This window comes from Pseudokineococcus sp. 1T1Z-3, assembly GCF_037482365.1.
GTDB lineage: Bacteria > Actinomycetota > Actinomycetes > Actinomycetales > Quadrisphaeraceae > Pseudokineococcus.
The window spans coordinates 331187-345524 of the sequence record NZ_JBBHZF010000023.1 but is presented as its reverse complement, the minus strand read 5'-3'; the positions used below and the strand labels follow the sequence as shown (position 1 = coordinate 345524).

The 14338-nt window shown below is 76.1% G+C and carries 11 protein-coding genes; 7 read left to right on the top strand and 4 right to left on the bottom strand.

Translation table 11 applies throughout. The features are described from left to right. Positions 1 to 3: 3 nt before the first annotated feature. The gene (locus WDV86_RS09020; protein ID WP_339567289.1) at positions 4 to 678 is read right to left on the bottom strand and encodes a tripartite tricarboxylate transporter TctB family protein; all 675 of its coding nucleotides are present in this window, start codon (positions 676 to 678) and stop codon (positions 4 to 6) included. 318 nt (positions 679 to 996) lie between these two features. Between WDV86_RS09020 and WDV86_RS09015 the strand changes: the two genes are divergently transcribed. The 4 genes from WDV86_RS09015 (at position 997) to WDV86_RS09000 (ending at position 4325) form a co-directional block, all read left to right on the top strand. After that, positions 997 to 1377, top strand: a complete 381-nt coding sequence (locus WDV86_RS09015) for a universal stress protein (protein WP_339567288.1) — start codon at positions 997 to 999, stop codon at positions 1375 to 1377. A 358-nt stretch (positions 1378 to 1735) separates the two neighbouring features. Next, a complete protein-coding gene (locus WDV86_RS09010) occupies positions 1736 to 2524 on the top strand; it encodes an ATP-binding cassette domain-containing protein (protein WP_339567287.1) in 789 nt (262 codons plus the stop codon). Between the two features lie 50 nt (positions 2525 to 2574). After that, positions 2575 to 3720, top strand: coding sequence for a hypothetical protein (locus WDV86_RS09005; RefSeq protein WP_339567286.1), 1146 nt, complete (start codon positions 2575 to 2577; stop codon positions 3718 to 3720). Beyond that, positions 3717 to 4325, top strand: a complete 609-nt coding sequence (locus WDV86_RS09000; protein WP_339567285.1) for a hypothetical protein — start codon at positions 3717 to 3719, stop codon at positions 4323 to 4325. Before WDV86_RS09005 ends, WDV86_RS09000 begins: the two co-directional genes overlap by 4 nt. Here the strand turns inward: WDV86_RS09000 and WDV86_RS08995 are convergent. Together WDV86_RS08995 and WDV86_RS08990 are read right to left on the bottom strand one after the other, a co-directional pair. Then, on the bottom strand, positions 4294 to 4689 hold the full coding sequence (locus tag WDV86_RS08995) for a hypothetical protein (protein ID WP_339567284.1): 396 nt from the start codon (positions 4687 to 4689) through the stop codon (positions 4294 to 4296). The genes WDV86_RS09000 and WDV86_RS08995 overlap by 32 nt on opposite strands. A gap of 53 nt (positions 4690 to 4742) precedes the next feature. Next, positions 4743 to 5750 carry a helix-turn-helix domain-containing protein gene (locus WDV86_RS08990; protein ID WP_339567283.1) on the bottom strand — a complete coding sequence of 336 codons (1008 nt, stop codon included), beginning with the start codon at positions 5748 to 5750 and terminating at the stop codon, positions 4743 to 4745. A 143-nt stretch (positions 5751 to 5893) separates the two neighbouring features. On the opposite strand from WDV86_RS08990, the gene WDV86_RS08985 reads away from it, so the two are divergent. Further along, complete coding sequence (locus WDV86_RS08985) at positions 5894 to 7495, top strand: hypothetical protein (protein ID WP_339567282.1); 1602 nt, start codon at positions 5894 to 5896, stop codon at positions 7493 to 7495. Further along, the gene (locus tag WDV86_RS08980; RefSeq protein WP_339567281.1) at positions 7492 to 10836 is read left to right on the top strand and encodes a S8 family serine peptidase; all 3345 of its coding nucleotides are present in this window, start codon (positions 7492 to 7494) and stop codon (positions 10834 to 10836) included. The genes WDV86_RS08985 and WDV86_RS08980 overlap by 4 nt, the downstream gene beginning before the upstream one ends. A 142-nt stretch (positions 10837 to 10978) precedes the next feature. Here the strand turns inward: WDV86_RS08980 and WDV86_RS08975 are convergent, their stop codons facing one another. Next, positions 10979 to 12139, bottom strand: coding sequence for an acetamidase/formamidase family protein (locus WDV86_RS08975; RefSeq protein WP_339567280.1), 1161 nt, complete (start codon positions 12137 to 12139; stop codon positions 10979 to 10981). Positions 12140 to 12513: 374 nt separating this feature from the next. Between WDV86_RS08975 and WDV86_RS08970 the strand changes: the two genes are divergently transcribed. Then, the gene (locus tag WDV86_RS08970; RefSeq protein ID WP_339567279.1) at positions 12514 to 14325 is read left to right on the top strand and encodes a dihydroxyacetone kinase subunit DhaK; all 1812 of its coding nucleotides are present in this window, start codon (positions 12514 to 12516) and stop codon (positions 14323 to 14325) included. Positions 14326 to 14338: the final 13 nt, after the last annotated feature.

Sequence of the window (14338 nt, the reverse complement as noted above, 5' to 3'; positions counted from 1 at the left end):
GGCTCACAGGCCCAGGAGGCCGGCGGGGAGGTTGAGGCCGAGGCCGGCGCCGAAGGCGAGCTGGACGATCGAGGCGATGGCCAGGCCGACGGCGAGGTCGAGCAGGCGTCGGCGGCTGCCGAGGGCCTGGGCGACGCCCCAGAACAGCCAGGTGCCGGCGACCAGCCACCCCAGCGGCACGAGGATGGCGACGAAGACCGCGAAGGTGCCGGCGACGAGCAGCATCGCGCGCCAGTCGGTCGGCGCCGTCGGCGGCGGGCCGGCGTCGGCCCTGCCGGGCTCGCCGACGGCCTCCACCAGGCCGGCCGTGCCGGCCGTCGCGTCGGCGGTGGCCGCACCTGCGGGGTCGCGGAGGTCTGCCGAGGCCGCGACGCGGCGCGACGCGGCGCGACGCTCGCGCACCGCGTCCACGGCGAGACCGACGGTGGCGACCCACGCCAGGAGCAGGACCAGCGTCGGGAAGAACGCGGGGCCGGGCGCGTCCTCGTCGCCGCGGTAGTCCATGACGAGGACCCCGACCGTGAGGAAGACGGCGAAGCCCAGGGCGACCGCCGCCATCGCGAACGAGCCCCGTGAGGGCTCGGGCGCGGCGACGGCGGGCCCCGTGCCGGCGTCCGGGGCGGCGTCCGTGCCGGCGTCCGGGGCGGCGCCCGGGGCCGGGCTCGGGGGTCGGCTCACGGTCTCCTCCTCGTCGAGCAGAGCGGTGTCGAGCAGAGCGGTGTCCAGAAGGAGCGGTGTCGCGCGGTGCGGCGGCCTGCGGTCGCGCGGGGCGGCGGTGCCGTCGTCGGCCCGGGTCGCGTCGTCGCACGGTACCGCTCGCACGGTCCGGTCCGGCCGCGCAGGCGAGCAGCACGGTTGCGGTGCGGGCATGCCCGTGACCGTGCTCGGTGTGGCGCGCCGGTCGTGCGCCGGCGCGAGGGCTGGAAGAGTTCGGCCGACACGACGGGTGCGGTGGGGCAGCGGAGCTCCGGCGCGGTGCAGGTAGGAGTGGTCGCGGTGGCGGTTCTCGTGGGCTGGTCGGGCTCGGCGGAGGGGGCGGCGGCGCTGAAGCGCGGTGCGGCCGAGGCGCTCCTGCGGGACCTCCCGCTCGCGGTGCTCGACCTCAGCACCCGGGACGACCACGGCGAGGCGGCCCGCGGCGCCGTCGGCGCCCTCGTCGACAAGCCGTCGTCGGTCGAGGTGCTGGTGCGTCCGGAGAACCAGGACCCGGTCGACGCCCTGCTGGACGCCGTGCCCGGGACGAAGGCCCAGCTCGTCGTCGTCGGCACCCGCCGCCGCTCACCCGTCGGCAAGTTCCTCCTGGGCAGCACCGCCCAGCAGATCATCCTTGGGTCCGAGGCGCCGGTCATGGTCGTCAAGGCGGGCCAGGAGGGCTGAGGCCACGGGTGAGGGGCGCACCTCCACGACGGAGGGCAGACCCGCTGACGCGGTGCCCCCTCGTCTCCTACGGTCGAGCCCCACCTGCCCGACGGTGTCGGGTGCTGGATCTGGCATCACGTCGCGTGCTGAGCTCCGGAGGTCCCTCGTGGTCACCACGTCCGCGGCTCGTCGAGCAGGCGACGTCGCCGGTCTCCCTGTGGGCGGGCGCCGGTGACGACACGACGAAGCGGACCTCCTCCACTCTCTGCGAGGCGGCCGGTGTGAGCTGCCGACCGATGAAGCACACCGGTCTGAGGACCTTCGCGGATGTCTGCACGGACATCAGGCTCGCCCCCGACAAGTGCTCGGGGACGTGGTGAACGACGCTGCTGGGACGCCGTCGCTCACGCTGAGGGACCTGTCGTTCAGCTACGGCCGGCGGCAGGTCCTCGACATCCCCGACCTGACGTGGCGAGCGGGCCCGGTCGGCGTCCTCGGGGTCAACGGCGCCGGCAAGACGACCCTGCTCAGGGTGCTGGCGGGCATCGCCACGCCGTCGGCAGGCCACCTGCTCCTCGACGGCGCCCGGCTGGAGAGCCGACGGGACCGGTCCCGGTACCGCGAGCGTGTGGGCTACCTCCCGCAGGACCCGAGCTGGCTGCCCGAGTTCCGCGTCGCCGACTTCGTGCGGTACTTCGCCTCTCTCCGGCTCGCCCGCGGGGTGGACCTGGACATGGCTGTCTGGACGGCCCTGGAGGCCGTCGACCTGCAGCAGCAGGCGCACGAGCGGCTCGGGGAGCTCTCCGGAGGCCAGCGCCAGCGGGCCTTCATCGCCCAAGCCCTCGTGCACGACCCCGACGTCGTCGTGCTCGACGAGCCGACGGCAGGACTGGACCCGGTCCAGCGCATCAGGGTGCGAGGTCTGGTCGCCGGCCTGGCGGAGTCTCGCCTGGTGGTCGTCTCCACCCACCTCGTCGAGGACCTCCACCAGCTGGCGCGGGAGATCACCGTGGTCGACGGTGGCCGCGCCCTCTGGCACGGGACGTCCGAGTGCCTCGCGGAGCGGGGTCGGGCGTCGAGGTCGTCCGGGCAGCACGTGTCGACGCTGGAGGCTGGCTTCCTCGACGTCCTCGAGGCCGGCGCCGGCACGCCCAGGTCCGCATGAGGGTGCTCCGGAGCTGGTTCGTCCTCCCCGTCACCGCTGTCGTCGCTGCGGTGAGTCTCGTCTCCCAGCCGGAAGCCCGCTTCTCGACGACCTGGGCGGTCGACGCGGCGGTGACGTCGCTGCTGGTCGTCTGGCCGCTCTCGGCGGGTCTGGCCGCCGCCGACGCCGTCCGGGTCCGTCGGACCGGAGGGGCTCTCGTCGACGCCCTCCCGGCGCCGGCGGTCGTGAGACTGCTGTGGCGGCGAGCCGCTGCGGCCGGTGCGTGGACGGCAGCGGGCCTGGGCATCGCCGCCGCCGGCGGAGCTGTCGTGGGTGCAGCGCACGGTTCCCCTCCGACGCTGGCCGCCTTCACCCCCGTCGCGCCGGCCGTCGCGGGCAGCTTCGCCGTGGCGGCGCTGGGGGCAGCCCTCGGTGTCCTTCTGCCGTCGTGGCTCCTGCCCCCGCTGCTGGCCGCCGGCTCCTACGCCTTCCTGGCCTTCGACGTCGCAGGCGCCCAGTCACTCGTCGGTCTCGTCGGCGCCACGAGCGGCGTCGTGCTCGGCCTCGAGGTAGGTCCCGTCGCTCTCGGCGCGCGTGTCGTCGCCCTGTCCGCCGCCGCAGCAGCCGCCGCCGTCGTGCTGGCGTGGTCTGCGACCCGACGGCCGTGGCTCCTCGCGCCGCTGCTGGGCGTCGCGGTCCTCGCCGCAGGGGCGTGGGCTCTCGCCGACATGGACGACCCCTACGGCCACTGGCGCAGTGACGCCGACTGGCCGTGCGCGGACGTGCCTGGTGCGGGTGGGCTCGTGTGCGTCCCGTCCGACCAGCGTCGCGACGTCGAGGTCCTCGCCGAGGCCCTCTCGCCGGTCTCCGGCCGGCTCACGCAGCTCGACCCGGCGCGCGCCGACCAGGACTTCTCCGCCACCAGGGCGAGCCGCGCCGACGCGCTCCTCGTCCCCCTGCCCTTCGGGCGTCCGGTCGACGAGCCCTCGATGGCCGATGCGGTGGCCGCCGAGCTCGCCCCGTGCCTCCGCGGAGACCGTGACCTGTCGGCGAGGGAGGAGGAGGACGTCTTCGCGGCCGTCGTCACGACGGCCTGGTGGCTCGCCCCGGGCCGGGAGCAGGACCCGGCGCTCCTGGAGTCGCTCGGCCTGCCCGACTCGCCGCCGACGCGGGCGGAGGCGCAGCGCGCCTACGACGTCATCACCACCTGCCGATGAGGACCTCGTTCGCCGCCCTCTTCCTCCGGTCCCGCGGCGGGGCGGCCAGGACGGGCCTGCTGGCCGCAGTGGTCACGGTCGCGCTGCTGCTGGCACCCGTCGACCTGCTCGCCGTCCCCCTGCGCGGCCAGGTCAACGCCTCGCCGATGCCGAACGCCGTCCTGCTCGTCGGAGCTCTCGTCTCCTTCTCGCTCGCCTCGCCCTGGCGCGACCTGCACGAGCTGGTGCCGCTGCGTCGCCTGGTCCTCCCCCGGGCGCTCTGGTACCTGGCCTTGACGGCGTGCCTGCTCCTGGCCGGGTACGTGGCGCTCGCCGTGCGAGGTCTAGAACCCTTCGCCGCCCACCTCCTGCGGTCGGGGCTGGCCGCGACGGGTGCGGGAGCTCTCTCCGCCTGCCTGCTGCCTCGGTCGGTGTCGTGGACCCCGGTCCTCCTCTACGGGATGGTGAGCTGGGTCTGGGGCACCGTCGACCAGGAGGGCACGGCGCGGGTGTGGTCCCTGCCCAACCAGCCGCTGGACTCGGCTCCCGCCGCCGCGGTCGCCGCTGCGGCGTGGCTCGTCGGTGGTCTCGTCTTCACCTGGCGCGACGGCCGCCAGGTGGGCTGAAGGCGACCACGAGCAGCCACACCGTCGTGGCGGCGACGCCGAGCGAGAGCGGCACGTGCACCGAGAGCGGGGCGTAGGAGCCGCTCGCCGCCTGCGGGAAGGTGAGGGCGAAGCTGGCGGCGGCGAGCACGACCACCCACGTCGGGCCTCCCGACAGGCGCCACCACAGCGCCGCGGCTGCGGCCAGGCCGGTGAGGACGTGCAGCACGAGCGCGCCGACCGAGTGCGCACCGAGCCAGGAGCCGGTGCTCAGGAGGTGGCCCGCGGTGACGAACTGCGCGAGGACGCCGAGGACGGCGAGCGCCGCGCTCGCCTGGAGGGCGCGCCGCGCCGCACTGCCGCCCGCGCGGTGACCTGGACCCATCGCTGCTCCCTCATTCGTCGTCCGGCGCGTGAGCCGGGGGCCGGCCGACCCGGTCAGCCCTCGCGGGCCTCGGGCGGGCCGGGCCGGCGCGTCCGGGCCGCCGCCATGCCCAGCTGGACCCTGTTGGTGGTGCCCAGGCGGTCGTGCAGCTCGCTGACCCAGCGTCGCAGGGTGCGCCCGCTCACCCCCAGGGCGGCGGCGACGCCGGCGTCCGACATCCCGCTCGCCAGCAGCCTCAGCGCGCGCGCCAGGTGCGGCTCGAGCCCCCGGCCGACGGCGCCGTCCTCCTCGACGGCCATCAGCACCGGCTGGCTGCGTCGCCACAGCAGCTCGAAGAGCTGCTGCAGCGCGTCGGTCAGGGCCGACCTGCCGAGCAGGAGGGCGGAGACCTCCGTGCTGTCCCCGCGCGCGAGCGGCAGCAGCGCCGTCGCCCCGTCGGCCACGAGCATCTTCGTGCCGACGCCGACGCTGACCCGTGACTGCTCCCCGGCGGTCGCCAGGGCGACGACGTGCTCGCGCAGCTCGGCCGTCTCCAGGACGCTGGAGTCGTAGACGGCGCGGAAGGAGATGCCACGGTCGAGCAGGCCCCGCTGGGCCGCGAGCACCTCGTCGTCGTCACCGGCGACGAACGGCGGGGTCACGGTGCCGACCACCTCGTGGACCGCACCCCGCAGCACCGCGGCCGCGCCCCCGAGCACCGCCGGGGCGCCCCGCAGCACGCTGAAGAACTCGTGCGGCGAGGCCTGCAGCCGGGCGGCCTCGACGACCGTGCCGAGCTCGTCGGCCAGCGGGCCGACCCCGTCGAGCAGGCTCTGGCGCGAGCGGGCCAGGGCGACGAGCGCCCGGCGGGGGTCTGCCGGGGCGAAGTCCCCGCCGCTGCGGTGGACGAGGCGGGCCGCCACGAGGGCCTCCAGCCCCGCGAGGGCGACGTGCGTCGGCACCCCCACCGCGGCGGCGTGGGCCTCGAGCCCCTCCTCGGGGGCCTGCAGCAGCCGCAGGTAGAGGTCACGCGCCAGGGCGTCCAGCCCCAGCAGGTCCCAGACCTCTGGTGATAGCGACACCTCCAGATGCTAGGTCGCCCGACGCGCGAGACCCGCCTCCAGAGCATCACCCGTCCGTGGATGACCGCTTCCGGTCGACGGCCTCATCCGGCCTCCCGGCTCCTCTACGGTCTGGCCACCCCGCAGGTCCAGGAGGTCCTCTCGTGCCCACCACCGCAACGCCACGGCGTCGTCGCCGCCGGCTGGTCGCCCTCGCGACCGCCGCATCGGCCGCCCTCGTCGTCACCGCCCTCGTCCCGGCCGCCTCGGCCACCGTCCCCGGCAGCTCGCCCTCCCTGGGCGTGCCCGGGCTGCCCGGACCCACGCCGGTCCCGGCCGCCCCCGTCGACGGCGAGGCCTTCAGCCCCGGCAGCCAGCCGCTGCCTGGCTCCGGCGACGTCCTGCTCGGCTCCACGGCCGGCGCGGACACCGCTCCCCTCGTCGACCTGGAGGGCTCGCTCGCCTCCGGCGGCGCGCAGGCCCTCGCTCCCGCCGCTGCCGACGGCGGCCCGGACGTCCCGATGCCCGACCCGGCCTACGACTCCCTGACCGTCGAGGTCAGCCAGGAGTCCATCGCCGGCTACTGGTACTGGGCCGAGGGCGTCGAGGTCGCCATCTCCGGCCTGCCCGCCTGGGGCTCCGCCGTCGTCCGTGGGTACGGCCCCGCCGGCGTCGAGACCTTCATGCCGCTGCAGGCCGACGCCGACGGCGAGGCCGTGGTGCGCGTCAGCACCCGCCACTACAGCCCCGAGCTCGGCACCTACACGATCGTGGTGACGGGCGCCGACGGGTCCGCCGGCCGCTCGACCCTGGAGGTCGTCCGGTGGGAGCGCGACGTCTTCGAGGTCTCGACCGACCCGAGCAGCATCACCCGCCACCAGTGGCGCCGGAGCCCGGTGACCGTCCGGGTCGAGGGCATGGAGCCCGGCGAGCGCCTGACCCTGCACATGATCGGCCCCGACGGCGCGGGCTTCCAGGTGGACCCGACCACGCTGCTCGTCGCCGACGAGGACGGGACCTTCTCCTACGACCTGCAGGCGGCCACGGCCGACGTCACGGTCGGCACCTGGGACGTCACCGCGCTCGCGGTCGGCAGCAACCGCACCGGCACCACCACCCTGGAGGTGCTGGAGGGCCGCCGGTCGGCCGAGGTCGGCACCATGACGGTCGAGCCCTCGACGATCGACTCGCAGGAGATGGTCGACCCGGGCATCACCTACGTGGCCGAGGGCCTGCGCCCCTGGGACGTCGTCAGCGTCGTCCTGCACACCCCCACCGGCACCGAGGCCCCCCTCGGCAACTTCCGGGCGTCCAACTTCGGTCGCCTGGCCGACGGCGTCTCCTCCAGCAGCCCCGCGCCGCCCGGGACCTACGAGCTGGTCGCGACCTCGATCTTCACGACCAACACCACCAGCGGCACCTTCGAGGTGACCGGGGACGGCCCACAGCCGCCCACCGGTGAGCTGGCCTCCGACCGGCTCACCCGCCTCGACGTCATCGACCCCAGCACGGGCGTCGTCGTCCACGCCGAGGGCCTCGAGCCCGGCGCCCTCGCGACCATGGACGTGCGCTCGCGCACCAACGTGCGCATGCGCGCCTCGGACACCTCGGTGACGACGACGAGGGTCGCGTCCGACGGGTCCCTCGTCCTGCGCCTGTCCTCCGCCGAGGTGGTCGAGCGCGGCACGTACACCGTCACCGTGTCCGTCGCCAGCGGTACCTCTCTCCCCGTCTTCTTCGAGCTCCCCCTGGAGGTGCGCGGATGACGCGCCGCACCACGTCCCCGACCCTGGCGCGCCGCCCCTCCCGCGGGCGCAGCCGTGCCCTCGCGGTGGCCGCCGCGCTCGCCGCCAGCACGGTCCTGCTGGTCCCCGGCGCGGGGGCCAGCGAGCCCACCGCGGCCGAGGAGGAGGCAGCGGGCCTGGGCCTCAGCGAGCGGATCCAGCCGACCGACGAGCCGCAGGCCGCCTTCGTCCGCCTCCGCGGCCCGGGTGCCCTGGAGGTCGACGCGCAGGCCAAGTCCGGCGACCTCACCTCCGCCGACGAGGCGTCCGCGCCGGCGCAGGAGCGCGTGGAGGAGGTCGAGGAGGAGGTCGAGGAGGTCGTCTCCGAGGCCACCGACCTCGACGAGGACACCTTCGTCCTCTACGAGTCCAGCTACACCGTGCCCGGGGTCGCCGTGCACGCCACGCCCGAGGTGCTCGCCGCCCTGGCCGAGCGCCCCGAGGTCCTCAGCGTCGACCCCATCACGATCAAGACGGTCGGCGACCCGGACGTCGGGACCACCGAGCCCGCCAACACCGGCGCCGACCTCATCACGCAGTCCCTGAAGGCCTGGACGGACGCCGGTCGCACCGGTGAGGGCGTCAACATCGCCGTCATCGACACGGGCATCGACTACACCCACACCGACTTCGGCGGCCCCGGCGGCCCCTTCACCTACCGCACCGCGGCCTTCAGCACCGAGGAGCCCTCGCCGGACTGGTACGACCCCGAGAAGTACCTCGGCGGCTGGGACTTCGCCGGCACCCGGTACACGATCGGCGGTCCGGCCGGGGCCGACATCCCCGTCCCCGACCCCAACCCCATCGACGGCTTCGGCGGCGGCCACGGCACCCACGTGGCGGGGACGGCGGCCGGCTACGGCACCGACGCAGAGGGGGCGACCTTCCGCGGTGACCACACCTCGCTCACCGAGGACGAGCTGGCGACGATGCGGATCGGGCCGGGCTCCGCCCCGAAGGCGGGCCTGTACTCCCTCAAGGTCTTCGGCGACCAGGCGGCCTCGACGGCCCTGACCGGCGCGGCGCTGGACTGGGTCGGTGAGGCCCTCACCCGGGGCGAGAAGATCGACGTCGTCAACATGTCCCTCGGCTCCAGCTACTCGGCGCCGGACGACCCGGACAACGCGAAGGTGGCGGCCCTCGTCGAGCAGGGCGTGCTGCCGGTCATCTCCGCCGGCAACTCCGGCGACGTCACCTCCATCGCCGGCAGCCCGGGCAACGCCGCGGCCGCCCTGACGGTCTCGGCCTCGGCCAGCGGCCGGGTCGCCTTCGACAACGTCCTCGTGGACGGGCCGGAGGAGCTCGCGGGCAGCTACCGCGCGCAGTACTCCCAGAACTACGCCCTGTACCTGAACGTCAGCGGCCGCGTCGTCACCCCCGGCCCGGGCAGCGACGACAGCGGCTGCACCGCCTTCCCCGAGTCCGAGCGGGAGCGCCTGTCGGGCAACCTCGTGCTGCTGGAGTGGGACGACGACAACATCGTCTGCGGCTCGGCCCAGCGCTTCGACAACGTCGAGGCCATCGGCGGCACGGGCGTCCTGCTGACGAGCACGCTCGACAGCTTCGGGGCCGGCATCGGCGGCAACCTGCTGCTGCCCGGCGCCCAGCTCACCGCGTCGGCGAGCGAGGCGCTGCGCCCCGCGGCGGAGGCCGGGACGCTCGAGGTGACGCTGCGCGAGGACCTCAAGACCGTCGAGGAGGTCGACGACCCGGAGGCGCGCGACCGCATCGCGGACTTCACCTCCCGGGGCGCGCACGGCTCCTACGAGGACCTGGTGAAGCCGGACGTCGCCGCCCCGGGCGTCGGCATCCTGTCCGCCCAGTTCGGCTCCGGCAACGGGCGGACGGCGATGAGCGGCACCTCGATGGCCGCCCCGCACGCCGCCGGTGTCGCGGCCCTGGTCGTCGAGGCGCACCCGGACTGGACGGCCCGCCAGGTCAAGGCCAACATCATGAACACGGCGACGCACGACACGACCACGGAGGCCGGCGACCGCACACCGCTGCTGCGCCAGGGCACCGGGCGGGTGGACGCGCTGCAGGCCGTCTCCAACCAGGTGCTCGTGCGCTCCCAGGAGAACGGCGACCTCGTCACCGCCTCCTTCGGCCACGTGGAGATCGCCCGCAACCTGCGCGAGCAGCGCACGCTGGAGCTCACCAACACGGGCTCGACGGACGTGACCTACGACGTGGCCCTGGAGGACTGGCAGCCCCTCCCGGGCGTCGAGTACCGGGTCTCCCCCCGCCGCGTCACCGTCCCGGCCGGTGGCAGCGCCACCGCCACCGTGACCCTGCGCGTCGTCGACGCCACCGCGCTGCGGCGGGTCCTCGACCCCACGCAGGAGCGCTCGCTCGGCAGCTTCGGCGGGCAGCCCCTGGCCCGCGACGTGGTGCCGGTCTCGGCCAGCACGGTGAGCTTCACGCCGGTGCTCTCGGACGCCACCCCGCTGCGGCTGGCGGCCTTCGCCGCACCGGAGCCCGTCGCGGCCATGAGCGGCCGCTCGCCCCGCTTCGGCCGCAACGGCACCGAGGCCACCCTCGCCCTGCGGGGCCGGTCCCTCGACCAGGGTGAGGGCGACGAGGCCTACGCCTCGCTCGTCGCGCCCTTCGTGCACGGCACCTACGACGCCGAGGAGGACTTCTCGGCGACCGCGACGCCGTGGACGCTGCGAGGGCTCGACATCCGCAGGATCGGTGCGTCCTCGACCGCGCCGCTGTCGGAGGTCCCCGCCGACGGGCAGCTGTCCTTCGGGGTGGAGCACTACGGCCCGACGCCGCTGCACGGCCCCACCGGCTACCCCGAGGTGCGCATCGACGTCGACCGGGACCGGCAGGCCGACTTCGGCATCATCCTCAGCCGGCCCTCGTCGCTGGACACCGTCATGTCGGTGACCTACGACATGGTCACCGGGCGGACCGTCGCCGTCACCCCCGTGGGCGGCGGGTACGACGGGCCGGGCGACCTCAACGTCCTGGACTCCTCGGTGGCCGTGCTGACCACCGACCTCGCCGCCCTGGGCTACGAGGAGGGCTCGACCAGCGAGAACACCGAGCCGCTGCGCTACCAGGTGGTCACGTCCTCGCTCTACGCACCGGGCTACTCCACCGCCGGTGACCCGACGGTCGACAGCACCCGGTGGGTCGACTTCGACGCCTTCGACCCGGCGTACTGGTTCACCCAGGACGGCGAGGGCGGCCAGGTGTTCCGCGACGACAGCCGCGGGCTCCAGGTCCACCGTGACGGCGCGACGGACGAGCGGGTCCTCCTGCTCCACCTGCACAACGCCAACGGGCGCCAGGCGGAGGTGCTGCAGGTCCGCTGACCCGGCGGGCACCGACCCGCCCCCAGACCAGCAGGACCCTGGTGTCCCCCGCCCCAGGGTCCTGCTGTCCCACCCGAGGCCGGGCGGGGCAGCCGACCGGCTGCCCCGCCCGGCCTCCGGCGTCTTCGCGCTGGCGTCCCGCTCAGAGGTCGAAGTCGGCCTTGCGGATGCGGGCGTGCACGCCCGTCGTGCGGTCGACGACCTGGGAGACGGCGAAGTCCGTGGCCGCCGACAGGTAGGCGTAGGCGACCGGCCCCGGCATCCCGCGCTCCTGGGTGAGGAAGGCGAGGGCGTGCCGCACGGCCTGGCGCATGGCGACGTCGAGGTCGCGCTCCTCCGGGGCGCCGGAGCCGCCCTGGTCGGACAGGCCGATGGGGATCCAGTGCTCGGGCGTCTCGGCGAAGGGCTGGTACGCCGTCAGCCGCGGCGCGCCGTCACCGGGACGGACCACCGTGAGGCGCAACCGGGCCCGCAGCGAGCCCTCCATCGCCGTCAGCGCGACCTCGCCGTCGCCCTGGGACAGGTGCGGGTCGCCGGTGAAGAAGAGCGCCCCGGGCACCCGCACCGGCAGGTACAGGCTCGCGCCGACGCCGACGTCCCGGACGTCGAGGTTGCCGCCCGCGTCGGTCGGCGGCACCGAGTCGACGACGTCGTCGGTGTCCCGCGCCACGCCCATGAGCCCCAGGAAGAGCCGCAGCGGGAAGCGGGCGGGCACCGGCCCGGGCATGACGCCGACGAGCCCGCCGGCGCGGGCCTCCACCCGCGTGAACACGCTCACGTTGCCGCCGGGGTTGAACCACGGCTGGTGGCCCGGGTCGGCGGCCCAGCCCTCGGGGTACTCACCCGGCAGGGCGCCGCGCCCGTGCCGGTTGGAGACGACCCCGTAGGGCACCCGCGGGGCGAGGTCGAGGACGTCGACGCGCAGGACGTCGCCCGGCTCGGCCCCCTCGACGGCGACGGGCCCGGTGACGACGTGCGGGCCCGGCCCGTCGTGCGGCGTGCGCGCCGCGACGCCGACCGCGTCGGTCAGGACGGCGTCGGCCGGCACGCCGTGGGAGGCGAAGTAGGCGAGGGGGTCCCGGCCCTGGTCGGGGAGCACGCCCTCGTGGGAGACCGTGTCGACGGTGACCACCTGCCCCGAGCGCACGACGAGCACCGGCGCGGTGCGCCGCGTCGGCAGCCGGCCCCACAGGGCCCGGTCCGGGTCGCAGGGCAGGTACAGCTCGCCGGGCGGCGCGGCGGCCAGCGGCTGGAGCACCGGGAGGGCGTCGGTCGAGAGGGGCCCGGGCGTCGTCGCGTCCACGTCGCCCACCCTGCCGACTCGCGCGCCGACGCGGGCCGCGTGGGGCGTACCTCGCCGAGTCCGACGAAGGGCAGGGACGACGGCCGCCGGACCTGCCGGAGGTCGGACTCGACGCGCCGACGGCTGCCGACGACCGGGTCGATCGCCACCGGGAGCCGCACCGTCTCGCCCGCGCGGCCGAGGCCGTCGGCCAGGAGCCACCGACCGCACCGTCCACGGGTGTCGTCGTGGCCGGGCTCGCCGGGCCGGGGCTGCTCCTCGAGGTGCAGGCCACCGCCGTCGTCGGCTGAGCACGGCTTGTCGGGGTCGCCGAACGGGGTCGAGACTGGCCCGACCGCGCGGCAGCGCCGCCGCGCCCGAACCCCGAGGACGCCGTGAGCACCCCCTTCGCCTCCCCCGACCACGACCCCGTCGCCCGCGCCGCCGCCGGTCTCGTCCGCGCCCACGAGGACCTGCTCGCGCTGCGCCCCGAGCCGCTGCACCTGCTCGCCCGCACCCGGCACGAGGGCCGGCGCGTCGGGCTGGTCTCCGGCGGCGGGGCCGGCCACGAGCCCCTGCACGCCGGCTTCCTCGGGCCGGGGATGCTCGACGGCGCCGCGCCGGGAATGGTCTTCACCTCCCCGCACAACCGGCAGGTGCTCGAGGCCGGGCGGGCCGCCGCCGGGCCGGACGGCGTCGTGCTCGTCGTGAAGAACTACACGGGCGACGTCATCAACTTCCGGATCGCCGCCGAGCGGCTGCGCCTGGACGGCGTGCAGGTGGGAGAGGTGCTCGTCGACGACGACGCCGCGACCGACTCCGCCGACAACGCCGCCGGCCGGCGCGGGACGGCGGCGACGCTCGTCGTCGAGAAGCTGCTGGGGGCGGCGGCCGACGGCGGGGCGTCGGTGGCCGAGCTGGTCGACCTCGGCGGCCGGGTGGCGGCGGCCAGCCGCAGCATGGCGGTCGCGAGCCGCGCCCAGACCGACCCCGCGACGGGCGAGCCGGCCTTCGCCCTCGCCGCCGACGAGGTGGAGCTCGGCGTCGGCATCCACGGCGAGCGGGCGGAGCAGACGGTCGCCCGCCCGCCGCTGCCCGAGCTCGTCGCCGACCTCGTCGACCGGGCGCTCGCCGCGCTCCCGCAGGCTCCGGGGGAGGACGGGGTCCTGCTGCTGGTCAACGGCCTGGGGGCCACCACGCAGCTCGAGCTCTTCGGCGTGCTGGAGGAGGCCGCCGAGGTGCTGGAGCAGCGCGGCGTCGCGCTGCAGGCCTCGGCCGCAGGCACCTTCGTCGCGGCGCTGGACATGCACGGGTTCTCGGTGACCGTGACGGCGTTGCAGCCGGGGTGGCTGGACCTGTGGCGCGCCCCCGCCCTCACGCCCGGGCTGCCGGCGCCGCACCTCGGCGGGGCCGCCCCGGCGAGCCCGGGCGTCGTCGCCGCGCCGTGGGTGGAGAGCGGCGTCGGCCCCGGTGAGGCACGCGGTGGCCCCGAGGTCGCGGCACCGGCCGACGGGTCCGTGCCCTCCGGTGCGTCGCCGGCCGAGGCGGTGCTGCGCCGCTGGGCGGGCGACGTCGAGGACGCCTACGCCGACCTCACCCGCCTGGACCGGCTCGCCGGTGACGGCGACTTCGGCGACAACCTGCGCGGCGGGCTGCGGCGCGTCGTCGCCCGGCTCGACGGCGGGGACGACGGCGGGCCGGCTGGTCGCTCCGGTGCGGACGCGCTGGCCGCGGCCGGCGAGGTCTTCCTCGACGAGGTGGGTGGCACCAGCGGCCCGCTCGTCGGCCTGCTGCTGGCCCAGCTGGCCGCCGCGGCCGAGCGGGCGGGCGGCGCCGCTCCCGAGCCGGACGGGCCGGGTGAGGCGTGGGGCGAGGGCCTCACGGAGGGGCTCGCCGCGGTGCAGCGCGTCGGCGGCGCGGAGCCGGGGGACCGCACGCTCGTCGACGCGCTCGCCCCGGCCGCGCGCGCCCTCGCCGAGGGCGGCTCGCTGGCCGACGCCGCCGCTGCCGCGGCCGACGGCGCGGGGGGCACGGCCGACATCCGCGCCCGTCGCGGCCGCGCCGCCTACCTCGGTGACCGGGTGGTCGGTGCCCCCGACCCGGGCGCCGTGGCCGTCGCGATGCTCCTGCGCGCCGCGGCTGCGGGCGGCGACGTCCGGTCTCCTGCCGGCGACCCCGTCGAGGCGCTCCTGGCCGGGGGGCGCTGAGCCGCGCACGGGC

Bases quoted from the DNA above. Each gene is read 5' to 3' on its own strand.
- WDV86_RS09000 (WP_339567285.1), top strand. From the start codon at position 3,717: ATGAGGACCTCGTTCGCCGCCCTCTTCCTCCGGTCCCGCGGCGGGGCG.
- WDV86_RS08980 (WP_339567281.1), top strand. From the start codon at position 7,492: ATGACGCGCCGCACCACGTCCCCGACCCTGGCGCGCCGCCCCTCCCGC.
- WDV86_RS08995 (WP_339567284.1), bottom strand. From the start codon at position 4,689: ATGGGTCCAGGTCACCGCGCGGGCGGCAGTGCGGCGCGGCGCGCCCTC.